General features: G+C 40.6%; 25 protein-coding genes. 9 read left to right on the forward strand and 16 right to left on the reverse strand.

Annotation, left to right across the window (positions count from 1 at the left end):
* Positions 1-59: 59 nt before the first annotated feature.
* Both AC6UD4_RS04455 and AC6UD4_RS04460 read right to left on the reverse strand, forming a co-directional pair.
* Positions 60-497 carry a MerR family transcriptional regulator gene (locus tag AC6UD4_RS04455; protein WP_500694070.1) on the reverse strand — a complete coding sequence of 146 codons (438 nt, stop codon included), beginning with the start codon at positions 495-497 and terminating at the stop codon, positions 60-62.
* Between the two features lie 17 nt (positions 498-514).
* Positions 515-1,171: a histidine phosphatase family protein gene (locus AC6UD4_RS04460; protein WP_500694071.1), complete on the reverse strand. Its 657-nt coding sequence runs from the start codon at positions 1,169-1,171 to the stop codon at positions 515-517.
* A 134-nt stretch (positions 1,172-1,305) separates the two neighbouring features.
* Between AC6UD4_RS04460 and AC6UD4_RS04465 the strand changes: the two genes are divergently transcribed.
* Entirely contained in the window at positions 1,306-3,444 is a 2,139-nt protein-coding gene (locus tag AC6UD4_RS04465; protein ID WP_500694072.1) for an LTA synthase family protein, read from the forward strand.
* Positions 3,445-3,548: 104 nt separating this feature from the next.
* Positions 3,549-4,361 carry a hypothetical protein gene (locus AC6UD4_RS04470; protein WP_500694073.1) on the forward strand — a complete coding sequence of 271 codons (813 nt, stop codon included), beginning with the start codon at positions 3,549-3,551 and terminating at the stop codon, positions 4,359-4,361.
* Positions 4,362-4,401: 40 nt separating this feature from the next.
* On the opposite strand, the gene AC6UD4_RS04475 is transcribed toward AC6UD4_RS04470, so the two are convergent.
* Positions 4,402-5,370, reverse strand: a complete 969-nt coding sequence (locus tag AC6UD4_RS04475) for a type I phosphomannose isomerase catalytic subunit (RefSeq protein WP_500694074.1) — start codon at positions 5,368-5,370, stop codon at positions 4,402-4,404.
* Between the two features lie 86 nt (positions 5,371-5,456).
* Positions 5,457-6,446, reverse strand: coding sequence for an NAD(P)/FAD-dependent oxidoreductase (locus AC6UD4_RS04480; RefSeq protein WP_500694075.1), 990 nt, complete (start codon positions 6,444-6,446; stop codon positions 5,457-5,459).
* A 150-nt stretch (positions 6,447-6,596) separates the two neighbouring features.
* Here AC6UD4_RS04480 and AC6UD4_RS04485 point away from each other — a divergent pair, with 150 nt between their 5' ends.
* A complete protein-coding gene (locus AC6UD4_RS04485; protein WP_500694076.1) occupies positions 6,597-7,556 on the forward strand; it encodes a nucleoside hydrolase in 960 nt (319 codons plus the stop codon).
* 64 nt (positions 7,557-7,620) lie between these two features.
* Here the strand turns inward: AC6UD4_RS04485 and AC6UD4_RS04490 are convergent, their stop codons facing one another.
* Complete coding sequence (locus AC6UD4_RS04490) at positions 7,621-8,430, reverse strand: Cof-type HAD-IIB family hydrolase (RefSeq protein WP_500694077.1); 810 nt, start codon at positions 8,428-8,430, stop codon at positions 7,621-7,623.
* 61 nt (positions 8,431-8,491) lie between these two features.
* Complete coding sequence (spx, locus tag AC6UD4_RS04495) at positions 8,492-8,890, reverse strand: transcriptional regulator Spx (RefSeq protein ID WP_010022968.1); 399 nt, start codon at positions 8,888-8,890, stop codon at positions 8,492-8,494.
* Between the two features lie 202 nt (positions 8,891-9,092).
* On the opposite strand from spx, the gene AC6UD4_RS04500 reads away from it, so the two are divergent.
* Positions 9,093-10,637, forward strand: coding sequence for a bifunctional metallophosphatase/5'-nucleotidase (locus AC6UD4_RS04500; protein ID WP_500694078.1), 1,545 nt, complete (start codon positions 9,093-9,095; stop codon positions 10,635-10,637).
* 43 nt (positions 10,638-10,680) lie between these two features.
* On the opposite strand, the gene rny is transcribed toward AC6UD4_RS04500, so the two are convergent.
* On the reverse strand, positions 10,681-12,273 hold the full coding sequence (gene rny, locus AC6UD4_RS04505; RefSeq protein WP_500694079.1) for a ribonuclease Y: 1,593 nt from the start codon (positions 12,271-12,273) through the stop codon (positions 10,681-10,683).
* A gap of 130 nt (positions 12,274-12,403) precedes the next feature.
* Between rny and AC6UD4_RS04510 the strand changes: the two genes are divergently transcribed.
* Entirely contained in the window at positions 12,404-12,811 is a 408-nt protein-coding gene (locus AC6UD4_RS04510; RefSeq protein ID WP_500694080.1) for a helix-turn-helix domain-containing protein, read from the forward strand.
* 9 nt (positions 12,812-12,820) lie between these two features.
* Positions 12,821-13,666 carry an SAM-dependent methyltransferase gene (locus AC6UD4_RS04515; RefSeq protein ID WP_500694081.1) on the forward strand — a complete coding sequence of 282 codons (846 nt, stop codon included), beginning with the start codon at positions 12,821-12,823 and terminating at the stop codon, positions 13,664-13,666.
* A gap of 190 nt (positions 13,667-13,856) precedes the next feature.
* Here the strand turns inward: AC6UD4_RS04515 and AC6UD4_RS04520 are convergent, their stop codons facing one another.
* Entirely contained in the window at positions 13,857-14,330 is a 474-nt protein-coding gene (locus tag AC6UD4_RS04520) for a hypothetical protein (RefSeq protein WP_500694082.1), read from the reverse strand.
* Between the two features lie 15 nt (positions 14,331-14,345).
* A complete protein-coding gene (locus AC6UD4_RS04525) occupies positions 14,346-14,765 on the reverse strand; it encodes a hypothetical protein (RefSeq protein ID WP_500694083.1) in 420 nt (139 codons plus the stop codon).
* A 136-nt stretch (positions 14,766-14,901) separates the two neighbouring features.
* On the opposite strand from AC6UD4_RS04525, the gene AC6UD4_RS04530 reads away from it, so the two are divergent.
* Both AC6UD4_RS04530 and AC6UD4_RS04535 read left to right on the forward strand, forming a co-directional pair.
* Complete coding sequence (locus AC6UD4_RS04530) at positions 14,902-15,342, forward strand: universal stress protein (protein ID WP_500694084.1); 441 nt, start codon at positions 14,902-14,904, stop codon at positions 15,340-15,342.
* A gap of 52 nt (positions 15,343-15,394) precedes the next feature.
* On the forward strand, positions 15,395-16,279 hold the full coding sequence (locus AC6UD4_RS04535; RefSeq protein ID WP_500694085.1) for an RluA family pseudouridine synthase: 885 nt from the start codon (positions 15,395-15,397) through the stop codon (positions 16,277-16,279).
* Between the two features lie 56 nt (positions 16,280-16,335).
* Here AC6UD4_RS04535 and AC6UD4_RS04540 read toward each other — a convergent pair whose 3' ends face one another.
* From AC6UD4_RS04540 to AC6UD4_RS04555, 4 genes are all read right to left on the reverse strand, one after another.
* Complete coding sequence (locus AC6UD4_RS04540) at positions 16,336-18,744, reverse strand: phosphoketolase family protein (protein WP_500694086.1); 2,409 nt, start codon at positions 18,742-18,744, stop codon at positions 16,336-16,338.
* A gap of 235 nt (positions 18,745-18,979) precedes the next feature.
* Positions 18,980-20,485, reverse strand: coding sequence for a glutamate--tRNA ligase (gene gltX / locus AC6UD4_RS04545; protein ID WP_500694087.1), 1,506 nt, complete (start codon positions 20,483-20,485; stop codon positions 18,980-18,982).
* A 150-nt stretch (positions 20,486-20,635) separates the two neighbouring features.
* Positions 20,636-21,361 (reverse strand): GntR family transcriptional regulator, encoded by a 726-nt coding sequence (locus AC6UD4_RS04550; RefSeq protein ID WP_500694088.1) that lies wholly within the window; start codon positions 21,359-21,361, stop codon positions 20,636-20,638.
* A gap of 113 nt (positions 21,362-21,474) precedes the next feature.
* On the reverse strand, positions 21,475-23,079 hold the full coding sequence (locus AC6UD4_RS04555; RefSeq protein WP_500694089.1) for an Nramp family divalent metal transporter: 1,605 nt from the start codon (positions 23,077-23,079) through the stop codon (positions 21,475-21,477).
* A gap of 112 nt (positions 23,080-23,191) precedes the next feature.
* Here AC6UD4_RS04555 and AC6UD4_RS04560 point away from each other — a divergent pair, with 112 nt between their 5' ends.
* Positions 23,192-23,692 (forward strand): aminoacyl-tRNA deacylase, encoded by a 501-nt coding sequence (locus tag AC6UD4_RS04560; RefSeq protein WP_500694090.1) that lies wholly within the window; start codon positions 23,192-23,194, stop codon positions 23,690-23,692.
* A 34-nt stretch (positions 23,693-23,726) separates the two neighbouring features.
* Here AC6UD4_RS04560 and AC6UD4_RS04565 read toward each other — a convergent pair whose 3' ends face one another.
* From AC6UD4_RS04565 to AC6UD4_RS04575, 3 genes are all read right to left on the reverse strand, one after another.
* The gene (locus AC6UD4_RS04565; RefSeq protein WP_500694091.1) at positions 23,727-24,368 is read right to left on the reverse strand and encodes an HD domain-containing protein; all 642 of its coding nucleotides are present in this window, start codon (positions 24,366-24,368) and stop codon (positions 23,727-23,729) included.
* Positions 24,369-24,447: 79 nt separating this feature from the next.
* Positions 24,448-25,419 (reverse strand): AEC family transporter, encoded by a 972-nt coding sequence (locus tag AC6UD4_RS04570; RefSeq protein WP_500694092.1) that lies wholly within the window; start codon positions 25,417-25,419, stop codon positions 24,448-24,450.
* A 133-nt stretch (positions 25,420-25,552) separates the two neighbouring features.
* On the reverse strand, positions 25,553-26,524 hold the full coding sequence (locus AC6UD4_RS04575) for an AEC family transporter (protein WP_500694093.1): 972 nt from the start codon (positions 26,522-26,524) through the stop codon (positions 25,553-25,555).
* Between the last annotated feature and the right edge of the window lie 3 nt (positions 26,525-26,527).

The raw sequence follows: 26,527 nt of genomic DNA on the forward strand, positions 1-26,527 counted from the left end.
GTCATTCCGTCAAAAAACGCCAAAACTAATTATCAGCTTTGGTGTCTTTTTGAGTAATTTTAGTTATCTTTTACGAGATACTTAACTTCCCCGTCGTCATCAAGGTAGCCATACAAACGCTTCGTGTGCGCATCATCAAAGTATCCCATGTCTGCCATTCGTTTTCCATTAACTTCGTCACAACCATGATCCACTCGCTTAAAAAAGGAATACAAAAAAGCAATTCGTGATTTAAACTGCGTCGCCTTTTGATAAGCAGACGTCAGGGTGTAACCGTCATCTAGATATTCTTTCATTAACTTAATCAGTACAAAATTTGAAAAATTGAAAACTCGTGACGCTAATTTTTCAACCCGGGTACTTCTCACGTATCCCTTTTTCTCCCAGTATCGGAGTTGTCTTGGTGATACCCCCGTCATCTTACTAACTTCACCAATTCGAAAAATAAAGTCCTGCATGTTAAATGAATTGATGATCTTGTCATTAGCTTCATGCATTTGTCGCCTCGCCTCCACTACTTATTGTATTCAGTGACCTTGATTTGATTACCATCAACACTCATCTTAGTAATACTGCCATTTTCGGGACGTTTTGTCATATCATACTGTCCGTCAGAAAAACGTTCTACTAAACTAAGCAGGGTATTTCCGTGACTAATCAAGAGGACGTTGTCGCCATCTTGAACCTTAGCATCGTGAGTAATCATATCTAACCCCTTATCAAGTCGTTTCCAGTAATCAGCTGCATTTTCAGCCATATGGAAAGGATCAGCCTCTTTCATATAGTCCTTAGCCGTATTGATATCATATTTATTTACAATGTCTTTAAAAGTTGGTACTCCATGAGGTGCTCCGGCCTCGTACCACGCTTCATCCATGTTTAATCCTTCAAAATAACCATAAAATTGTTCACGAAAATTGGGAGATACGACAGGCTCATTAATATCTGAAACTAAATTATCGTTTAGAATAATATTGGCGGTATCTTCAGCACGAGTAGTATCACTGCAGTAAGCTTGAACAAATTTGATGTTAGATAAACGTTTAGCGGTCTTTTTGGCACCAGTAATTCCCTTGTCGGTTAGTGGTGAATTACTCCAGCCTTGTAATTTGTTAAAAATATTGAAATAAGTTTGTCCGTGTCGGACAACGTATAGGGTAAATTTTGCCATTGTATCTCCTCCATTCACACTCTAAGTATATCACTTGTGGGCTTTAACTTTTCTCTAAGATTCTCCCTCAATCCTACCCAAATTTAATAAATCTGATAAGATAGGGGTTGGACTTAAAAAGGGGACTTTATACCTTGAAAACGATCAAGAAAATTCTGTCTAAATGCAATACTAGAATCGGTTTTTTCGTCTTACTAGTAGTGCTTTTTTGGGCTAAAACAATTTACGCATATTTCACTGACTTTAATTTGGGTGTCGACAGTATCTTTCAACTGTTTTTGCTCCTAATTAATCCAATCGCAACCACCGTTATTATGTTAGGTTTGGCGCTTTATCTAAAACCAGCTAAACTTTTTTATCCAGCAATTTTATTTCTGGATTTCCTAAACACGGTTCTTTTATACTTAAACGTAATTTACTTTCGTGAATTCACCGACTTTATGACGGTGTCGACCATGACCGGTTATTCCAAGGTCAACCAGGGACTAAGTGGAAGCTCATTAGCACTAACTTCGCCCCACGACGTTTTTTACTGGATCGACATCGTGATCGTCATCCTCTTACTTTTGTTTAAAGTGATTAAGATTGACAAACGGCCACTACAGGCCCGAGTTGGTTTTGCGGTTTTCTCACTTGGAGCCCTCATGTTAGTTGGTAACATTACTTTGGCCGACATGGATCGTCCCCAATTATTGACCAGAACCTTTGACCGCACTTACATCGTTAAATACCTGGGGTTGGATTCTTTTACCGTCTATGACGGAATTAAGTCTCAACAAACCAACAACATGCGAGCCAATGCCAATAAGTCTGACTTAACGGGGATTCTTAAATTCAAAAAAGAACACTACGCCGCTCCTAACAAGAAAATGTATGGGATTGCCAAGGGTAAAAATGTCATTATCATTCATCTAGAAAGTTTTCAGCAGTTCGTGATTGATAAAAAGATCAATGGCCAGGAAGTCACTCCATTTTTAAACAAGTTGTATCACAGTAAGTCAACTTATTCCTTTGATAACTTCTTCCATCAGGTCGGCCAAGGTAAAACGTCCGATGCAGAAAACATGCTCGAGACTAGTACTTATGGTCTCCCACAGGGATCCTTATTTGCTCAACTTGGCAGTGACAACACCTTCCAGGGTGCTCCTGCCATCCTTGGTCAAAAGGGATACACGTCCGCCGTCTTTCACGGAAACGTTGCTAGCTTCTGGAACCGAAACAACACTTACAAAAACCTAGGATATGACTACTTCTTTGACGCCAGTTACTACGATACCTCGGGTGATAAGTCAACCGGATACGGACTGAAGGATAAGCTCTTATTTAAAGATTCAACCAACTATCTTCAGCACCTCCAGCAACCGTTCTATGCTAAATACATCACCGTTACCAATCACTTCCCGTATCAACTAGACGCTGAGGATCAGAAGGATTCTGATTTCAAGGCCCCTGATACTAATGATGAGGCCGTTAACAACTACTTTGTAACGGCCCACTATCTCGACCAATCAGTTCAGGAACTCTATGAGTACCTTGACAAAGCCGGCTTACTAAAGAACTCCGTGATTGTCCTATACGGGGATCACTATGGCTTATCGAACTCTGAAAACACCAGCTTAGCACCGCTACTTGGAAAAGATCCCAACGACTGGAATGACTTTGATAACGCCCAGTTGCAACGAGTTCCGTTCATGATTAACATGCAGGGCATTAAGAATGGTCACGTGGATCATACCTATGGTGGTGAAATTGATGTACTTCCTACTTTAATGCATCTCCTGGGAATTAGTTCTAAGAAATACATTCAATTTGGAACCGATCTCTTCTCAAAGCATCATGATCAAGTGGTGGCCTTCAGAAATCGGGACTGGGTCTCCCCTGAGTACACATCGGTCAATGGAACGGTCTACGATAATAAGACCCAAAAAGTAATCCATCCAGATAAAAAGTTGAAACAGAAGTTAGAAAAGACGCAGGATAAAGTCAATCTAGAACTCTCGTTATCCGATACGCTGAATGAACAAAACCTACTTCGTTTCTATCATCCTAAGGGATTTAAACCAGTTAACCCGCAGAAGTACAATTATGCTAACGGATTGGACCATGAAGAAAACATTGAAAAGAAGCTTGGAAAAGCCTCAACCAGTCTCTACTCAGAACGACATGATAAGAGTACGAACAGTTTATACCATACCGATGCTCCTGAGCTTTACCATAGTTCAACTAACTCTAATCGAATTCAAATTACCAACCCTGATTCAAACAAAGAATAATTATAAAGAACCCACATCAGTTGATGTGGGTTCTTTTGTATGACTGTACTAGTTTTTACCTGTGCTATAATACGGGTAAATCTAGGGATGGAAGGTTATAAATTATGACTAAATATACAGTTACAAAAAGAGCCAAGCAGTATAAACAGCCCCGTGGTGGTTTCATTCCCGTCTCATCCTTTCACATCAAGCAGTTTACGCCAGACGAATTTCTGCCGATTGCTAGTGAAAACATCACGCCCAGCTTTATGGGACTGGTCGTCGACTATCTAACACGGTTTGAAGTCACCGGAGACGTCGTGGCAGCATTCAGTATTCCTGAAATTGGTGCCCATAACGTTGACCTACTAGCGGCCGAAAAGACTGGTCACCATTACGATGGTAATATGGACCGTTTTAAACAATTAACCAGTGAAATCAATTCCGGACTTGATGATGACAGCATTCAGTGCGCCATTCAACTCGTTAATTATGACATTGCCTACCGGATGGGACCTAGTTACTACGTTCCTCGTCCCAAGTACCAAGCGAATGAGGTTACCATTGAGCACATTAAACAAATGGTTAACCGGGGCGTTCAGTTCTTGAAGCAAGCATCAGAAGATGGTCCCATTACAATTGACTTTGATTTTCCCGGTGCGTACACCGACACCGTCGTAAACGGCGATGGTGACTACCTGACCAAGGATGGGCTGTGGGATTTCAAGGTATCAAAGGCTAAACCAACCAATAAATTCACCCTCCAGATCCTGATGTACTACATTATGGGGCTCCATTCAGCAAATAAGTCTTATTTTGAAATGGTTAAGCAGTTAGGCTTATTCTATCCACGCCAAAATTGCCTGTATTGGATTAACGTAGCCGACATCAAAACCAAGACGCTAGAAACGGTGGCAGAGGATGTCATTGGATACTAAAATACCACTATCATTGAGGTAGTGGTATTTTTGTCATATTTTAGTTTGCGGTTGTCTGAATAATTCGGAGGTCTCCCTTTAACTGATACGTTTTGGCTTGAACTGGCAAGACATACGTCCTTCCCTTTTCAAGCGAATACGATTTGCCATCGACAATTAGTGTCCCTGTTCCATCAATAACAACGTTCACTGAATAAGTCTGCATGTCTTTAATCTCGGCTTGACCGTGAACCACAATTTGATAAACGTTAAAGTACTTTGATTTCAATAGACGTGTCCGGGCTGGATTATTTGAATCGACAACCAGTTGGGTTTGCTCAGGGTCTGGTAGAACGTTCGGAGTATTAGTTACTTTAATGGCATCTTCTACCTGGAGTGGTCGTTTCTTCCCCGTCTTTTGATCCACCCGGTCGAAATCATAAAACCGGAGCGTGTTGTCAGAATTTTGTTCCACCTCAAGAGCGACAATGCCTGCTCCCAAAGAATGAAGCGTCCCAGCTGGTACATAAACCATCTCACCTGGTTGAACCGTTTTCGTTTCTAAAATCTGGTCTAACTGGTGGTCTTTAATGGCCTGCCGAATTTCATCCTTACTTTTGGCGGAATGACCGTAATATACCTTTGAATCTGGTTTGGTGTCTAAAATGTACCAGCACTCAGTTTTTCCATTCTTTTCATTAAAGTACTTTTGCGCGTTCTCATCACTTGGATGAACCTGGATTGACAAGTTTTCCTTGGCATCCAAAATTTTAACCAATAGTGGAAAGGAGGCGTTAGCCGGATGCCCACCAAATAGTGCTGGATGTTTCTTCCAAACTTCTTTTAAAGTCTTTTCATCGTAGGGTCCGTTATAAACCACTGACAAGTCATCACCATAAGTCGAAGCAATCCACGCCTCTCCAACGTGATTACTATTTAACTGATAGTGATACCGCTTTAGTTCGGTTCCACCCCACATCTTATTCTGTAAAACGGGCTTTAAAAATAAGGGAAATACTTCATTTGTCATGAACATCATCCTCCAGTTAAGAAATTTCAACTAGTTTCATGATAGCATCATGTTAATGGTTTCACAACATTTATCCTTTTTTGAACCTACTTGCGGTGAAGCGAAGTACTGTGAACGGGTCCCCTTCGGTCGGGATAAATTTCTTTCATTAAAACGTTAATGGCGGTGGGAGCCTCACCAAATCCAGTCGCAATCAAGTCTTGTTTGCCGGGATAAGTAATCTGATCCCCAATCGCAAAGACCCCTGGCACACTGGTCTCAAAAGATTGATCAACCTCAAGCAAGCGATGATCAAGGGCTGGTTGAATCTGCCATTCCTTTAACTGGCGATTATTCGAAATAAACCCGTAGTTCACCACGAGATCATCCACCATCATTTCCATCTCGTCATCTTCAGTCTTAACCTTTTTACTGGTAACCCTTAAACGATTATCAATCTCATCCAGTCGTTTGATTAAGTATGGGGTAACCACTTCAACGGATGACTCTTTCAATCGGTCAACCATGTACTCAAGACCACGAAATTCGTCCCGCCGGTGCAATAAAAATACCTTACTTGCAACCCGTTCAAGCATTAAAGCCATGTCAACGGCGGAATCGCCACCACCAGCAACCATAACGTCTCGCCCCCTGAACTTATTTAAATCATTGATACTGTAAAAAAGGCGCTTCCCAGTGAGCTCTTCGGCATTTTCAGCCCGTAGTTCACGTGGCTTAAAGGCACCGTTTCCGGTCGCAATGATGACGGCTTTACTCTTAGTAGTTTTCTTACTGGTTTCAATCTCAAAATAGCCATCTTTTTTAATCACATCAACTACCTTACTCTCGACCTTTTGGTCAACATCAACGGTGTCAAGTTGTTTTTGCAGTCGTGCAATCAGCTCGTCACCCGTGACGCCCGCAAAACCAGCAACGTCCAAAATGGTCTTTTCAGGATAAAGCGCTTTGACCTGGCCCCCAAGTTCAGGAAGGCTCTCAATGATCTGCGTTTTAGCATCCCGCAGGCCAGCGTAAAACCCCGCAAACATCCCAACGGGACCGCCGCCAATAATTGTTATATCGTACATATTTTCCATTTTTATCACTCTTTATCTAATTTTATCTTTAACCAAAGTTTACCATGCAAAGACAAAATAAAAAAACCAATTTCATATCTATCGCAATTTCCTACATATTAAAGTATTATAAAGTTGTACTGTAACTGAAGTTATATAGGAGGACTTTATATGAGTACCAAAAAAATGATTTTGGACCTTGATACTGGAATCGATGACTCAATGGCACTAACCTACGCGGTTGGCAATTCTGAGATTGATTTAATCGGGGTTATTGCTTCGTTTGGCAACATCGAAGCCGAACGGGCAGCCGTTAATACCCTTAAAATTTTAGATTTACTTGGTGCTTCAGACGTTCCGGTCTTTATTGGTGAAACTCATCCATTAAGCGAAGATTATGTCAGAATGCAAGTCAGCGCTGACATTCACGGTGAAAATGGGATTGGTGACGTTGACCTTCCCGAACCAAGCGGTGCGGTCCAAAGTAAAAACGGGGTCGATTTCATGATTGAATCCGCTAAAAAGTACGGCAATGATCTAACGATTGTGCCAACTGGTCCTCTTACTAACTTAGCCCAAGCAATCAAACAAGCTCCAAAAGCTATGGAGAAGGTTGGCAATGTGACTTTAATGGGTGGTGCTTTAACCGTTCCGGGTAATGTCACCCCCGTCGCCGAGGCCAACATCAACCAAGATGCCATTTCAGCAAACGAAGTTTTTACCAGTAACCTTCACATCAACATGGTCGGCCTTGACGTTACGTTACGAACCCTTTTGACCAAGCAAGAAACCCAAAAGTGGCGCGATTCTGGGACAATGGCTGGAAAGAAAATGGCTGACATCGTGGATTTCTACATCAACATCTATGCTGATATGTATCCTGAACTTGGCGGCTGTTCACTTCATGACCCACTCGCCGTTGGTGTAGCGGTCGACCCCAGTTTCGTAAAATTCATTGATATGAATATGATCGTTACCACCAAACCCGACGCATACTATGCTAGAACGATTGGTGACAAGAATCGATTAGATGATCCTAACACCAACGTTAAGGTGGCTGTAGCGGTAGACTCCAAACGTTACCTAAAAGAATTTATGAAAAATATGAATAATGCGTTTGAGACCATGTAAAAAACCAAATAAAAATGAGCTAAACATAATTGTTTAGCTCATTTTTTATTAGTTGTGTTTATATTTATTGATCTGCTTTAAAATACTTCTTTAAAAAGACTGCCACACCATCAGCATCATTCGATTTAGTCACATCCGTCGCAATTTTCTTGATTGGTTCCTGCGCATTTGCCATCGCAACTCCAACCTTGGCCTTCTTAATCATTCCGGCATCGTTTTCAGCATCACCAAATGCCATTAGATTAGAAAAATCATCACCATAGTGACTAAGTAATGCTCCTAATCCATAGGCTTTATCAACACTGGGTGCCAAGAATTCTAGGATTTGGGGTTGTGAACGAACAATGTGATACTGCTTTTTCACATCTTCGGGCATGTCACTAACAGCTTTATCAAGAACGTCTGGTTCGGCTGCGATAACCGCCTTAGAGTAGCTTTCGTCTGGCATCTCAGAAAACTTAGTTGGTACAAACTGCATGTCAGCATTCAACATTTGTTGATAAATCGATGGTTTTAAATCGGAGATTGGATAGACCTGGGTAAAATCAAGAATATCTAACGGGAGGCCGTTTCTTTGAGCGTATTCATAAAGTAATTTGAACGCATCTCGATTCATCCCACGCTTAAATAATTCATACTTATCGGCATTTCGAACCACGAGCCCACCATTAAAGGTGATGGTATAATCATCTGGCTCATCAAGGTCTAGTTGCTTAATGTACTTCCAAATGGCATTGATTGGTCGTCCAGTACAGAGCACCACTTTGATCCCCTGTCGATGTAACTTTTTTAACTCGTCTTCGTTTACTTTACTGATCTTCTTATCACCTGTAAGCAGTGTGTTGTCAAGATCGAGTGCGATCATTTTAATCATATTAATTCCTCATCATTTAAATTATTCATAAAAAAACGCCCATACCGGGCGTTTTCATATCTTAAGAAGTTAACTTCGACTCTAATTGTCTCAATTCTGCTTCACGAACATCTCGCGGTAAGAACCGTCTAATTTCTTCTTCGTTATAGCCAACTTCAAGACGTTTGTCATCAAAAATGATCGGACGCTTGATTAGGTCAGGGTACTTTACTAATAGGTCAACTAACTCGGTTAAAGATAAGTCATCTAAGTTCAAGTGCAGTTTCTTAAAAACATTTGATCTTGTTGAAATAATATCCTCACTGCCATTTTCGGTTAAACGAAGAATTTGTTTTACTTCGTCAGCGTTAAGTGGGTTTGAATTGATGTTTCGTTCCTTAAATGGAATATTATGGTCTTTCAACCAAGCACGGGCTTTACGACTTGATGCGCTGCTTGGTGCAACATATAAATTCAACATGTAATAACCTCCTCATGTCTAACATTTAACATGACTTGTTTAAATTAGTACGAATGTACTTATTAAACAACTAAATTGTATCATATATTATTACTTCGTCAACGTTATTTTAAACTTAAATAAAGCCTGATTTCTAGCTTTTATTTACACTTTCCTTAATAAATATTATAATTTGTACTATATAAGAGGGAGAGGCCAAACTATGAAACTCAAAATACTATGTACGAGCGATATTCACGGTTATTTAGCGCCAACAAATTACGTTAAACCAAATGAAAACATGCCCTTTGGTTTAGAAAAGGCAGCAACCACAATTAAGCACGAACAGGAAGGCTTCGACCACACCTTAATTTTAGATAATGGTGATTTTTTAGAGGGGTCTCCTCTCGCCTACTACACGGCCGAAGTTTTAAAGCTTCCAAGTGCTAAGGCGATTAATAAAGCATACGATACGATTGACTATGACTTTGGATCACTCGGGAATCACGAATTTAACTACGGACAAAGTTACTTAAAAAATACCATCAAAAACACCAAGCGCCAGTTTATCTGCGCCAACATCCTAAACGAAAAAGATGAGCCAGCCTTTGGGTCGGCCTATGCCATTAAAGACTTTGGGGATCTAAAGGTGGGAGTATTAGGTCTTACCACTCAGGCCATTAACCAGTGGGAGAATAAGGCCAACGTTAAGGGGCTTAAGTTTAAATCTGGCTTAGAAACGGCCCAAAAATACGTCCCAATTCTTCGCCAAAAAGCTGACGTGGTGGTTATTTTGTATCACGGGGGGTTTGAAAGAGACAAAGTAGGTAAACTTAGTGAAAAATTCACTGGTGAAAACGAAAGTTATCAAATTTTAAAAGAAGTTCCCGGAATTGACGCTTTAGTGACGGGTCACCAGCACCGAAAGCTCGCTAACCATCTCTTTGGCGTTCCGTACGTTCAACCCGGACATCGTGGTGATTACGTAGGCCAAATTACCCTTGATATTAATGATAACGATAAAACGGTGGTCAACAGTAACGCCAAACTAATCTCAACGGCTCAAAATAAGCCATTTCAACCGACCAAAAACGTCGTTGATCCAGTCGACCAAGATGTTGAAAAATGGCTCTCAAAACCACTCTCAAAGATTAAAGGTAATCTCAAATATAAAGATCCCTTCGAAGTTCGAACCCATGGATCGGCCTTTATCAATTTTATTCAAAGGGTCCAAATGGAAACAATGGGGGTTGATATTTCGGCAACCGCGCTCTTTACCGACGAAGCCCATGGATTCGAAAATCCAATTACCATGAGAAATATCATCACCAACTACGTCTATCCAAATACGTTAGCAGTCTTAAACATTACTGGAGCGGACTTAAAAGCTGCCCTTGAAAAAACTGCTGATTATTTTGCCTTAAAGGATAATAAAATCATCGTCAACCCCGTATATACTTATCCGAAACACCGGGACTATAACTATGACATGTACGCGGGCATTGATTACACTATTGACGTCTCCCGACCGATTGGTTCCAGAATCGTTAACTTAACCTATCACGGTCGCCCAGTTCTGGACCATCAGCCCTTGAAGATCGTCTTAAACGCGTACCGTGCCGTTGGTGGTGGCCACTACCCCATGTACGATGAAAGTAAAATTATTTCCTATAACACCATTACCATGAGTAACTTGATTGCAAAGTACCTTCAAGATCACCCCGTAGTCGACGCTAACAACCAACAAAACTTCAAAGTCATTAAATAAAAAAGTTCCTCACCACGTAAATACCAATGGTGAAGAACTTTTTTTATCCAGCTTTTTTCTTTTTATTGTTTTTCGGTTTACCGCCCACGTACTGAACGGCTTGTAACTGTCGAATTGTAGTAACCTTAATTTTACCAGGATAGGTCAATTCGTTTTCAATTTGGTCCCTTACTTCATTGGTTAACTCACTACTTTGCGTATCGTTAACCTTCTTTGGATCAACCATGATTCGAATCTCACGACCGGCCTGAATGGCGTAACTATCCTTAACACCGGGATGTTCATTCGCAATTTTTTCCAAACTCTTTAATCGATTGATGTACTCTTCGACCGATTCGCTTCTGGCACCTGGTCGAGCTCCTGACATTCCGTCTGCCACTGCGACCAAAATAGCGTATGGGTTATCTGGTTCAACGTCCCCATGATGAGACGCAATTGAGTTTATGACAATTGGATCTTCACCATAAGCCTCAGCTAACTTTACTCCCAGTTCAACGTGTGTTCCGGAAACTTCTCTGTCAATCGCCTTCCCGATATCATGGAATAATCCAGTCCGTTTAGCCATCCGAACATCTAAACCAAGTTCAGCAGCCATCACAGCTGATAGTTCGGCAACTTCGATAGAATGCTCTAAGACGTTTTGACCATACGACGTTCGAAACTTTAAGCGTCCCACCGTCTTCATTAGGTCCGGATGAACCCAACCAAGGTGCAAGTGACTCACGGTCATCTCACCAGTCTTTCTTAATTCATCCAAAACTTCCTGTTGGGTTTGATTGATTTCATTTTCAATTACACCATTATTAACCTGCTTAATGGCCAACAGATCGTTAATGGAATTGCGCGCAATCTCTCTTCTAACCGGATCACTGGTATTAATGATTAACGTTTCCGGGTGTTCTGGATCAAAAATTAAATCAACTCCGGTAAGGGTCTCAATCAATCGTAATCGTTGGTCATCTTTGCCAGCAATCTTGGCGCGCATTCCAGCATCCGGAATAATCACTGAGCGCTCAATGTGGTCACGAGGAACATCAACTGGCCCATCTTGAACTGCCTCAATCATAAGATTACGGGCCTGTTTGGCAGCATTAAATGCCATTAAGTCATTATTTTCCTTAACGGTAGTATCAAAGTCACGTTTTAAATCAGCTTCAAGAGTGGACAAAACGAGCTGTTTGGCCTGCCCTTCAGTTAATTCACCCCGATCGTGGATGATTTGTTTTCTTTGCTTCTCAAGTTCTAAGACGTCATTACGAGCCTTTTTGAGGTTTTCAACTAGAAGGTGATTACTGTTCCTTTTAATTGTCAGAGCGGCCTCTGACTTGTCCAAGCGGGCAACGGAAGTCTCTAAGCTTTTTTCTCTATGATCAATTCGCAGTTTGCGGCTCTCATTTTCTTGAACTTGGGCATCGAGTTCAGTTTCTTCTTCTTTACGATAATTTTCAGCTGCTGCTTTACTTTTATCTTCAAGTTTTCTTTTAGTATCATTAATCTTAACTTGGTTATTATCTTTAATCTTACTAGCAGCAGTCCTGGCGGCTGTCAGTCCCTTGTCGACGTGGTTTTTTCGTACGTAGTAGCCACATGCTGCTCCAAGTAAGAGTGCAATAATAATTGCAATGGAAGCTATCAATTTGACACTTCCTTTCTTTTCAATTCATTTTAATCTATTTAAATAATAACATTTAAATCTTTATTTTAAAATAAGTCACTCGTGCTTTTTGATGATATCATGAAGTATAATGGTATTAAGGAGTGATTCTATGTTTCCTGAAAGACTCAGAGCTTTACGAACCGGTCAGAAAATCACATTGACTGACCTTGCAAACGGATTAAACACAATGTTTCCCACTGACAAAGAGCATGAGAATACCGCCTCACAGATCGGCAATTGGGAACGTGGAATCCGTAATCCTTCTTACATTGAAGTCAAAAAATTAGCTGAATTTTTTGGGGTGTCAATGGACTATTTGAGTGGCCGAGTTGACCATGAAGAATCCGATCTTTCCAAGTTATTTATCTCTGGAAAGCAACTCTTCTTCAACGGCGAAGCCATTAATAACAACGATCGGTACGAGATTTTTCAACTTATCAACGGCTACCTTCACGGTAAACAAAACAGAGACGATGACCACAAAAATCACCAAGAATCGCTTGACTTACACTACTAAGGACATCAAATGGATAAACGTAAACTCAGAAAAAAACTCAAAAAACGTCATCAGTTGAAACAGGCGACTCCACCTTACATTCATCAAATGGAACAGTATCGTGACGAGTATCGGGAGTATCCTGAGATTAAATACTTAATTAACAACGTCTTAGCAGCCAATCAATTACTTACGGCTGGTAGACTTCCGCAGGATTTGCCCAAGCTGATTCTTCCTGATGACATTCAGGACCAGATTTATCAAAAAATCAATTCCAAGTACGCCATGAATGATCGTAGCGGTGATTCCGAATGGAACCGGCTTTCAGGCGATCTTTCTAACCTTGACAAGCACTTGCGTGACTTTCGTGATTATCTCGAAAATCAATACGGGATGTGGGCCTACATCTCCTCATCGTTTACCTACCATCTTGCAAAATACTTAGATGGTAATGCTGCCCTTGAAGTAATGGCGGGTAACGGCTACATCTCAAAGGGACTCCGTGATAACCACGCAAACGTCATCGCAACTGACAGTTTAGATTGGCAAAACGAGAACGAAACTGGCAGACATCCCGTCACTAACGTGGAAAAGTTATCAGCTCTCGACGCATTTCACAAGTATCAGGACCAGATTGACTACGTAATTATGTCGTGGTCTCCAGATGGCATTCCAATCGATAATGAACTTCTTGAAGCAATCAGAAAGTCAAATCGTGATATCAAATTAATCGTCATTGGTGAGAGAAACGGGGCCACCGACTCCAAAGAGTTCTGGCAAAACGCACAACTTTACGATGACGAGGGCATTAAGAACCTGAATCAACACTATTCAAACTTCGATTTAATCCAAGATCACGTTTATTTAGCAAAATAAAAGAGCTTCCAACAAAAGTTGGAAGCTCTTTTTGGCATCTGAACAAGTCAGACGGACTAACTAGGTGTTCACATCACCTGCTAATCAAACCATCTGCAATCCGGCAGATAAACATGGTTCCCACAATCAGACTAAAAAGTCTGCTCGGCTCGTCGCATGCCTTCATTGTATCATAATTAGTAATTAAAAGCTATTTAGAACTTGCGTCATCCTGTTCATTAGCCGCAATCTGATCTAATTTATCCTGAGTCCAGTCAACGAACTGCGCCAAATAAGTCCCATCGGGCTCCTTTTCAAAACTAGTTGAATCCGCCAACTCATCAATTCGCATTTTAGAACGGTTGACGTTGGGAGAAGCAATGATCATGTACACATTGACTGATTTTATCCCGTCTCCCACCGTTATCTTGGCAATGTTTTTAGCGTAGTCTAGCGGTAAATTAATGACCGAGGTCTGCAGTTTCAGCTGAATGTCATGATCAGAAACGGTGATTTCCGCGCTGGCAATCCTGTCTTCTTTCAGATTACTTGCGATAAAATCAGTCATCTTCTTCAAGTTTCCCTTTAAGTCAGATTGCAACTTTTTAAGGGACATTTCCGACACCTGTTTCTGAAAATCATCATTTCCAGCTGCTTCAACAAACTCTTTTTCATCAATTTTCATTTCATTCACCTAACTTTATTTTCTAAACTTCATATAATGAGCCACACGTTCTTTCGTCGTTGCCTTTCGGACCTGATAAGCAATCGTGAACCAGTAAATATTTACACCAATGGAACCAATTACCAGCACAATAACGGCAATTCGAAGTAGCCATGTTGTATGACTAATGGTAATCATCGCAATAATCGCTGCGATTAACCCAATCGTGTAAATAACCTGAACGGCTGCCAACAAATAATATCCTAAACGACTTTTAAAAGCAACCAGAATCATCGGAATCAAATACATAATGGCTGCAATGGCTGACGTGCGAACTAGGCCACTGACACTCGACTTGACCGTTAATTTCATGATTGGCATCGTCATAACAATGTTTACAATCCAGAACAATATCAGTGAAATAAACGCCCACGTTAACGTCTGTTTTCTTTTCATTTTACTCATCCTTTTAGCTTCAGTATAACGAACTTCTCAATTTGATACCAACAATTTTTGTTTTAGCTAAATTCGTTACGTAAATTCTTAAAACATGGTATAGTTAGTGTATAAGAAAACAAATGAGGTGAGCTAAATGGCCAAGAATTACAAGAGGATTTTAGCACCGGTGGATGGTGCTGAAGATACAATGCCTGTTATGAGTCGTGCAATCACAATGGCTAAACAAAATGACAGTCACTTAGATATTTTAAATGTAATTGAAGTTAACCAATTCAACCGTAGCTACGGGGATGCAATTACCGCCGACGCTGTTTACCAGTTAACTGACAAGACAAAGAAGATTCTTGAAACTTTGAAACAACAAGCAATTGACGCTGGGGTAACTGACGTATCAATTCATATGCGTTTTGGTAATCCCAAGAAAGTCATTGCCAAGGAATTTCCAAGCGATCACCATGATGACCTGATCATCATCGGTGCTACTGGTCTTTCAGCCGTTGAACGTTTGATGGTTGGCTCGGTCACTAGCTACGTCACACGTGCTGCTACTCAAGACGTCTTAGTAGTCAAATAGTCACAAAATCTCTACCCACTTATTGAGTGGGTTTTTTATTTTGAGGAATTTTATGAAGAAATGGAAATATGAATTAACCGTCCCAAAATCATTTGATCAACAAACCGTTCGGGAGTATCTGCACGAATATCTTTTAATTCCCAAGCATTTGATTTTCTCACTAAGAAAAAATCATCGCGTGTTAATTAACGGTCAGTACCTGCCCATGAACTTTCTGGTTAAGCAAAATGATCGAGTCACACTCGAGTTTATTGCTGCCGATTTTAAAGTCCCGTTCCCACACGTTCCATCAGATTCATCGAAACCACTAAACGTTGTCTACGAAAACTCTGACTTTTTAATTGTTAACAAGAATCGCGGCGACAAGACTCATGCCAATCAACCTCACGAAATGGGATCCACCCTTAATTTTGCTGCCAACTACCTTCAACCCCAAAACGACGCTTACATGGTTCATCGCTTAGATCAACAAACCAGTGGTGCACTTATCATCGGCAAGAATCCATCCGTGGTCCCCATCTTAGTCAAAATGATTGAAATTAAAGCAGTCAAGCGAACTTACTTGGCCTGGGTTCATGGTCATTTTAAAAATCAATTGGGAGTAATCAATCAGCCAATTGGTTTTGATCCTTACGACCAGCGTAAACGCAAAATTAACGGACCAAATTCTAAATCAGCGATCACAAATTACAAGGTCATAAAAACGGATCCAGACAAAACCCTCGTGGCCCTTCAACTTCAGACCGGTCGAACCCATCAAATCAGGGTGCACTTGGCTTCCACTGGTCATCCGATTATTGACGATCCCTTGTACGACCCGAACGGTTATCCTAATCATCCCATGCTGCTTCATTCTTGGCGGGTCCAAATGATGACACCGTTCTACCATCAACCACTTGAAGTTATTGCCCCACTACCGCCTGAATTCAATATGTAAACAAAAAGAGTGAACTCATATGAGTTCACTCTTTTCTAATTAATTAGTTACATTAATTATTTCTTAGCTGGTTTTTTAAGTGGTTCCCATTTCCAGTTTTCAACTTCTGGCAAGTCAGTACCGTACTCTCTAATGTAGTGGTCGTGCTTGTCGAGCATGTTGTTCATTTCTTGGATAAATCCAGTACCCTTAAGGGCGTATTCTGGAATATCAGAAACAACTTCCTTAGACAAATTGAATCGGTCTAATTGGTTCAAGACACGCATGTCAAATGGTGTAGTAATGTCACCATTTTCACGGTATCCATGAACGTGAACGTTCTTATTGTGACGATCAAAGAAGATGGTTCTGATAATATCTTCGAAACCGTGGAATGCGAATACAACCGGTTTGTCTTTAGTAAAGAGTTGATCGAATTCCTTGTCACTAATACCACGAGGGTCTAGTTCTGGGTTACGTAACTTAAGCAAATCAACAACGTTGATGTATCTAATCTTCATTTCAGGGAAACGCTTGTGCAAGATTGAAATTGCAGCAAGGGTTTCAAGAGTTGATTCAACACCAGCAGATGCCATAACAACGTCAGGTTCTTCACCATTGTCAGTTGAAGCCCAGTCAATGTAGCCAAGACCGTTCTTAACAAGGTTTGAAGCTTCGTTAATGTTAAACCATTGTGGACGTGGGTGCTTTGAAGTAGTAATCAAGTTAATTCTTTCGTAACTATCAAATGCTTCGTTACCTACAGCCAATAATGTGTTTGCATCAGCTGGGAAGTATTCACGGATAAACTCAGGTTTCTTTTCAGACAAGTGGGTAATCATACCTGGATCTTGGTGAGTGTAACCATTGTGATCTTGTTGGAATACAGTTGATGAATCGATGAAGTTCAATGCAGGATACTTGTTTCTCCATTCGAGTTCAGAAGCTTTTCTCAACCACTTGAAGTATTGAGTAAGCATTGAATCTACAACTCGACCGAAGGCTTCGTAAGTTGCGAAGAATCCATGACGCCCAGTAAGGGTATATCCTTCAAGCCAACCTTCGTCTTGGTGTTCTGATAGTTGTGAATCAATCAAACGACCATAGTGAGCCATGTACTCATCATATGGTGGGTTGATATTTGGCAACCATTGACGACGAGTAACATCGAATAAGTGCCATAATCTGTTAGACCATGTTTCATCAGGGCCGAATCCACGGAAGTTATTAGGATTTCTCTTAGTAACGTCACGTAGCCATTCGGACCAAACAACCATGTCTTCGTTTTCAGTAGCACCTGGAGTCTTGATATCAAGAGCGTAATCACGGTAGTCAGGTAAGTCTAATGGCTTAGGATCGATACCACCGTTAGTGATTGGGTTCGTTGACATCCGTTTGTCACCCTTAGGAGCTAATTCTCTAAGGTATGGCTTTAAAGTACCATTTTCATCAAATGATTCTTCAGGTTTGTAACTCTTCATCCATTCTACGAATTCATCAGCAGTACCCATGTCATCTGCTGATAGTGGAATTGGAACTTGGTGAGCTCTAAATGATCCTTCAATTGGAAGACCTTCAGCGTTCTTCTTAGGACCAGTCCATCCCTTAGGTGAACGGAAGATGATCATTGGCCATTTTGGTTCTGTAGCAGTTTCTGCAGTTTGGTTCTCACGAGCGTTCTTTTGAATGGCTTTAATTTCTTCAATTGAAGCATCCATAACTTTAGCAAGCTTTTCGTGAGTTTCCATTTGGTCGGTACCGTAAGGCATGTTGGTTTCAACGAAACGAGGCTTCCAGCCCATACCTTCAAAGTATTTAGTAATGTCTTCGTCAGTCATACGAGCTAAGACAGTTGGGTTAGCAATTTTGTATCCGTTTAAGTTAATGATTGGTAAAACAGCACCATCAGTAACAGGGTTGATGAACTTACTTGACATCCATGAACCAGCCAAAGGACCAGTTTCTGATTCACCGTCACCGATTTCAACGGCAGCGATAACGTCAGGATTATCAAAGATTGCACCAACACCATGTGAAAGTGAATAACCTAATTCTCCACCTTCATGAATTGAACCTGGAGTTTCAGGTGCAGCATGTGATGCAATTCCACCAGGGAATGAAAATTGCTTGAACAGGCGAGCCATTCCGGCTTCATCTTGAGAAATCTTAGGATAGATTTCTGAGTAGCTTCCATCCATGTAAGAATTTGAAACCATAACTTGGCCACCGTGACCTGAACCTTCAATATAGAACATATTAAGGTCATACTTGTTGATGACACGGTTCAAATGGGTGTAAACAAAGTTTTGTGAGGCAATTGTTCCCCAATGTCCAATTGGCTTAACCTTTACATCTTCAGAAGTCAAAGGCTTCTTAAGCAAAGGATTAGCACGTAAAAATAGCTGACCTACTGACAAGTAATTTGCAGTATTCCAGTATTGTTGCATTTTTTCAAAATATGATTTGGAATCATAATCTACTGCCATGCTATAACACTCCTTTTAAATAATCGGCAGCTCGTTTTCGAGCTGGATCTAATCTGTTTTTGAAAGCGCCAAACTTATTGGCTTACCTACAACAACTATGATAAAGACTTTTGGTGAAATGTCAACCATTTCGACAATTGATACGAACCAATTTTAAGCCCTTAAAAACCCTAATTTCAAGCAATTTTAAGCACTAAAAAAGTCTCCAATTTTTCAATTGGAGACTTAAAATATTTTATTCAATTCCACGAAGTGCTTTATTAATTAATGCACTGATAACTGACGGTGAAAATAGTCCCATAATCTGCGCAACTTGGGGAGCAGATGTGTCACCAGTAAAGATGACGTTTAGCGGGAAGTAAAGCTGTTTCCCTTTCATCCCCGTTTCTTTGCCAACCTCATTAACAATTGGACCATAATCAAGTCCCTTATTTTGACCGTTTTCACTGGCCTCATGAATCTTGTCTTCTAAAGCATTGAATAACTTTTCCAGATCATCGTGTGAAAAGTCGCTGAGTTTTGAGTAATCAATGTTTTGACCCAAAATATTGTAATAGAAATCCATGTATTCCATGATTTCAGTCAACTTAAACACACTGTGTTTGTAAATATCAATCACCTGTTCAGCGTAATCGTGCAGGTTGGGAATGTCATCTTCTTGAATTTTCTTGGCAATGTCAGTCTGCCCTTCGTCAACGAGTTCGACCACTCGATCGGCAAGTTCACTTGATGGCATGCTCTTTACGTATTGCGAGTTAATCCAGTCTAATTTGTGTTGGTCAAAGAAAGCTGGCGATTTTGACATTCGCTTTGGATCATACGCCTTAATCAGTTCGTCCTTTGAAAAGATTTCCTTTTCACCAACCGGTGACCACCCAAGAAAGGCAATGAAGTTAAAGATTGCTTCACGTAAGTATCCCTCACGCTTGTACTCACTGATGAACTGCAAAGTATCCTTGTCACGCTTACTTAATTTCTTACCGGTCTTCGGATTATAAATCAATGAGATGTGACCAAAGTTAGGGTGCTGCCACCCTAATGCATCATAAACGGCCATTTGCTTAGGGGTGTTAGCAATGTGATCGTCACCCCTTAAAACATCAGTAATGTCCATTAAGTGATCATCGACCACCACAGCAAAGTTATAGGTTGGTAATCCATCACTCTTTTGAATGATAAAATCGCCACCTAAATTGTCAGAATTAAATTCAACCTTACCTCTCACAATGTCGTCCCATTCGTAGGTATGATCCTTTGGTAAATGTAAACGAATTGTGTACGGTAATCCCTTATCTTCAGCGGCTTGAATATCAGCTTCAGAAGCACCATACCAACGTCCATCGTAATGTGGAGCCTCTTTATTTGCCCGTTGCTTTTCCCGCATCTCTTTTAGTTCGTCTTCAGTGGCAAAGTCCTTGTATGCCAGACCCTTGTCCATTAATTCACTGATGTATTTATCATACAAAGCTCTTCGCTCCGTCTGATGATAGGGAGCATACTTCGGATTAGGCTTATCAGGGCCTTCATCCCAGTCAATCCCTAACCAGCGTAAGTTGTCCATCTGGCTTTTTTCACCACTGTCAACGTTACGCTTTAAATCAGTATCTTCGATTCGAAGAACCATCGTTCCGCCGAAATGTTTTGCAAACAGATAATTAAATAAAGCAGACTGTGCATTTCCGATGTGTAAAAAACCAGTTGGGCTTGGTGCATATCTAACTCTAACGTTCTTTTTCGCCATCTTAATACTTCCTTTTTTGCCAGCATTGGCACTCTTTTAAATCTCTTCGTACATTCTTACATTACGTTAATTCCGAACCAATGTACGTGCTTACAACAATTCCATTATATCACTTTTAAACTAACTCAAAAAATTGAGTAAAAGTCGATTCTAGTTATTCAAATCAACAAACGTGTTGTAATTAAAGTACTTATAATGAATGCGCATGTTGGAAATTTCAAACGGGGTTCCATCGTCTAAAAAGAAAATCCCACCCATGACCACGACTGGTTCATCAGGCTTTAAGTTCAATAGTCTTTGATCATCAATCGTGGACGGTTGGGCTTCAATCGACATGTAGGATTTGGTTCCCGTCTTGTTTAGCTTTTCCTCTAAGTAGTTAAAAATCGAACCCTTAACCACTCGCTTACTCATCTTGGGCGCCACTTTAACCGGAATATAACCAGACTCGATAATAATAGGTGTCGAATCAACCGAGCGGAGCCGTTTAATCTCATACACTTCATCACCTTGATTTAGAAACAGATCTTCTAAAATCTCAGGGGTGGGGGCAACAACTTTAAATTCCAGTAAATCAATCTTTGGATCGTACCCCTCAACCTTCAGATTATTGGTAATTCCAAGGTTAGATCCCTCGTAACTAAAAATAGATTTATTCTTCAAATAAAGTGGATTAATAAAGGTCCCAGAGCCACGTTTCTTGAAAATAATTCCCTGTTCCGCTAGGATACCTAAAGCTTGCTTAACCGAGCTCCGACTGACGTGATACTTTGAACTTAAAGTCCGTTCATCCGGTAAACGATTATTATTGAAATAGTTGGAATCAATCTTCTTTTTTAAATCATCCATTACCCGTTTATAAACTAGATCAGCCATTCAATACTCCTTATTAGACGTTTCTTACCCATTATTTTAACATATTAAAAATAATAAATTTTGGCTAAAAAAATAGAGCTCCGATCAAATCGAAGTTCTATTTTTCTAATTAATTATTCGTACTGATCGACTTCTTTTTTCGCGTTCTTATGTTCCTCCATGAATCGTTTATTACTCTTGTACAAGTCCCAAACGACCCAAGTCAAGAGGGCCAGAACTAAAACAATCAAGATGTAGGCAATCCAGTTCCCCATATCGGTTTGAGCTGGAGTTGGATTATCACCAAAGAAGCTGACAATCTGACTTGGCAAACCATACAGATTCAAGAAAGTCAAAGCAATCACAGATACCCAACCAGCAATTTTAACCCAAAGGGCATTAACGAACCGTTTTCCACGCATTTCAAATTTACTATCGGTAAAGATCAGAAGCGGCAACATGGAGAATGGTAAAGCAAACGCCAAGAAGACCTGTGAGTTGTTCATCAGAGTATTAAGCGCTTCATGCTCTTCAATGGCTGGTTTTCCACTACTCAAAAGTACACAAATAACAACTGGGATGATTGAAATGACACGGGTTACCAAACGACGAGCCCACAAAGGCATTCTCATATGGATGAAACCTTCCATAACAACCTGACCAGTCAAAGTACCAGTGATAGTGGAGTTTTGACCAGAAGCAAGCAAAGCCACGGCAAACAGGATTGAAAGAACTCCGGTTTTAGCAACACTTGCTAGTAATGGGTTGGTCATAAAATCAGGATTCTTTAAGGCAGCAAACAAACCAAAGAATGATGGGTCTTTAACGGCACCAGACTTGAAGACCGCAACCCCCATAATCAATAACAATGCGTTAACAAAGAACGCCATTGTCAATTGGATGTTGGAATCCCAAGCTGAAAATTTAACTGAGCGTGCCACTGAATCCTCGTCGTTATTATCAGTCTTACGAGTTTGCGAAATGGCAGAATGTAAGTATAGATTATGCGGCATAACGGTGGCTCCGATGATACCTAAGGCACCACTTAATGGAGTTTGACCACCTACAAATGGATGGGTTTGAACGGTTTTGATGTTTGGAACTAAGTTTAAGAAAACCTTTGACCACTGTGGGTTTGAAAGGGTTACTTCGTAGGCAAACACCAAGAAAATAACACAAATCAAACAAACAACAATGGCTTCAATCTTTCTAAATCCAATACTTGTAAGTAGTAACAGTACCAAAACATCAAGAACCGTAATTAAAACGGCAATCAACAATGGAATATGGAATAGCAAGTACAACGCAATCGCTGCCCCGATAACTTCCGCGATATCGGTCGCCATAATTGCTAACTCAGTTGTTATCCAAAGGATAACCCCTAATGTCTTACTACTTCTTGCACGAATCGCCTGCGCTAAATCCATTTGTGTCACGATACCAAGTTTAGCCGCCATGTATTGAAGTAACATCGCGATCAAACTTGAAATCAAGATAATTGACATCAGCAAGTATCCAAAGTTCTGACCACCGGTAATTGAAGTTGACCAATTTCCGGGATCCATGTACCCCACCGCAACTAACGCGCCTGGTCCTGAATACATGAATAATGTTTTCCAAAATCCTAATCCTTCAGGGACATCAACGCTTCCGTTAATTTCTTGGAGGGATTTACCATTCGCATACTCAATTAGGGCATGCTTTTTCTTTGGTGCTTTTTTTTCATCTTTCTCACTCATTTTCCTTTGCATCTCCTTCCACGTTGATTCTACATAAATAAGAATTAAAAGTAAATGAAATTTTTACTTATATTTTATTAATATGATAAAATACCTCCGAGAGGTGAGCCATTTGTCAAAGAAAAAAAAGAATCAAGTCCACAAAACCTTAGTCGAACAAATCCTTGAAAAACACAATATTCCTTTTCAACAGATGATTTTTGCCACCCATCAAGAGGGAGACGTTCAACAAATCACCACTAACGAAGCTGACGTTGATCAACATTTAATCTACAAAACGTTAGCACTGACTGGAAAAACAACTGGTCCCGTCATTGGAGTGGTTCCCTTAGATGAACGCTTAAGTTACAAAAAGTTAGCCAAGGCTTCTGGCAACAAAAAAGTGGGCATGGTTCCCCTAAAAGACTTAGTTAATACGACTGGATATGAGCACGGTGCAAATACCCCCATCGGAATTTATGAACAAAAGGGTTATCCCATCTATATTGATGAAGAAGCCCAAAAACAGGGTGACATCATTGTGTCATCCGGTCAGATTGGTCGTTCTGTTAAAGTAAATGCCGAAGACGTCAAACGATTAGTCAACGGAACCTTTGCTGATATTACCGAATAAACTAAAAACGTCGATCCCTTTGGATCGGCGTTTTTTATCCATCCCATTCGTTTTTAAATTCAGCAACAAATTCACGCATGTACTGAGTTCTCTTCTTTCCAATTCGTTTAGCAACCTCGGTATTTAAATCGGAAGCAATCTTAAACAACTTTTCGTAAAAATGATTAATGGTGGTATCGTCAGTTGCGTTGCGATAATCTGCTTTAGTAGTTAATGTCCGTGGCTTAATTGTCGGATCATAAATGGTCAGATGATGTGCCCCGCCATACTGAAAGGCCCGCGCAATTCCAATCGCACCCAAAGCATCTAATCGATCAGCATCTTGAACGATTTGACCCTCTTTTGATAACGGTTGTTTGTGTTCAATGTTGTCACTAAAAGACATGTGGTTAATGATGTCCATCACTTGCAAAATCTCATCAGAACTAAAGCCAAATTCAGCTAATTTATTTTTGACTTCCTCCCTTTTAGCGTCCGGATCATCCACCAATTTATCGTCAAAAACGTCATGTAAGTAAGCAGCTGAAAGGGCAATCTCACCGTTAGCTGGTTCGGTCCCCATCAATTGTAAGACCATGTTTGCGACCCGTTGGATGTGGTCAAATCCGTGTCCACTCTTATCCTTACTCATGTTCTCTTTGGCGTACTCTTTTACCTTTGCAATTTTATCGTTCATGTCTCTCACTCCTACTAAAATAATTTCCCACATTATAAATATATAACTAAAAAAGAAGCCATCCAATAGCTTCTTTTACTTACATAATAAAATTAATAATTTCCATCAGGATCGGAACCACGATAACGAACAGCACGGTGCTGGTTACCACTAAATTAGTGGCATAGTCCACGTCCCCATGGGATTGACTAACTAAAATCGGCAAAACCGCTAGTTCGGGCGTTGCCGACTGAATTACCAACGTCCCAAACTCTGGAAAGGCCATGTTCACGCCAAAATGCATAAACGCTAAGAGGGTTCCAATCATGATTGCTGGCGCAATCACAAATCTTCCTACCAGTCCGGCAATGGTATCCTTATCAAAATGAATTGAAGATAAGCCGGCATCGGCTAAAATGATTCCAATGTAGATCAATGCCAACGGTGTCACTAATCCACCAATCATGTTGCAGGTCTTATCAATCCAAGCTGGCAATTTGACGTTCACGATCAAAATCCACGCCAAACCTAAGATAAATCCAACCAGTGGCGGCGGTAAAATCTGTTTGAGGGTAACCTTCTTTTTCTTTTTTCCCCTTTGTTTCGTTGGGTCATCTCCTGAAATGAAGAAGATTCCGATCGCCCAGGTTGAGACGGTGTTCATCACATAGTAGACCAAGAAATACGTCATCCCGGCGTTTCCAAACAACGCAATGTTTAAGGGTAATCCCATAAAAATCGTGTTGGCGTTGACCGACATGTTGATAAAGGCCCCTCTTCGACCCCTTCTGATCCTTAAAACAAAAACCAATGCGATTGCGATTACATAACCCAGGGTAAAACTAATCAACGTGTATAGTAGTCCGCCAACTAGTCCAACTAATTTTCCCCGATTCAAATTATCCAAAACGGAAATAAAAATCGAAACTGGTAAGGCAATGTTCATAATTAAGAACGAAACATTTCCCTTAAAACCATCCGTCATTTTGTTGGAACGACGAAGAAAATACCCTAAAGCAATAATAATAACAATCTCAGCGACACTCTCTAGTGAGGCAATAAATGCGGTCACTGTTTAATCCCTCCAATTAATTAATAAATGAAATTGTGCATACTTCTACGTTACCACTTTCAAACCGGGACCGTGGCATGGCACACAAAAAAGAAGCCAGATTGAACGTCTGACTTCTTTATTAATTACTTACTTATACAATGAAGTTGATAATGGCCATCAAGATTGGAACGACGATCACAAACAGAATCGTACTGGTTACAACCAGGTTAGTAGCGTAATCAACGTCACCATGGGACTGACTAACCAGAATTGGAAGCACAGCCAAACCAGGGGTGGCAGATTGAATTACTAAGGTGCCAAATTCGATGTTTGGAATCCCAGCACCGGTGTGCATGAAGACCAGTAAGGTTCCAATCATAATTGCCGGAGCAATCACGAAACGAGCAAGTAGTGCGGCAATGGAATCCTTATCAAAGTGAATTGATGAAAGACCGGCATCGGCCAAAATAATCCCAATGTAGATTAAGGATAATGGTGTTACAAGACCACCAATCATGTTACAGGTCTTGTCGATCCACATTGGCAACTTAACGTTAACAATCAGAATCCAAACTAACGCAACCAAGAAACCAATCAGTGGAGCTGGAAGCAACTTCTTCCAGTTAAAGTTCCCCTTGCTTTCACCCTTCTTCTTGGTGGGATCATCTCCTGAGATGAAGAAGATTCCGATGGCCCAAGTTGAGATGGTGTTCATTACATAGTAAATCAGGAAGTAAGTCATCCCAGAAGTTCCAAACAGTGCCAAGTTCAAAGGCAGCCCAATGAAGATGGTGTTGGCGTTCACCGCCATGTTAATGAAAGTTCCCCTACGACCCCTTCTAATTTTTAGGATGTAGACTAGGGCAATGGCGACAACGTAACCTAACGCAAAACTAATTACGGTGTATAACAGTCCGCCAGCTAGCCCGACTAACTTTCCACGGGTCAAATTATCTAATACTGATACGAAGATTGAAATGGGCAAAGCCACATTCATGATTAAGAATGAGATGTTTCCCTTGAAACTGTCGGCGAATTTTCCCGACTTTCTCAAGAAATATCCAAGTGCAATGACAATGACAATCTCAGCAACACTTTCTAGTGAAGTAATAAACGCTGCCAATGT

Source organism: Fructilactobacillus sp. X3R5C2 (genome assembly GCF_059901175.1).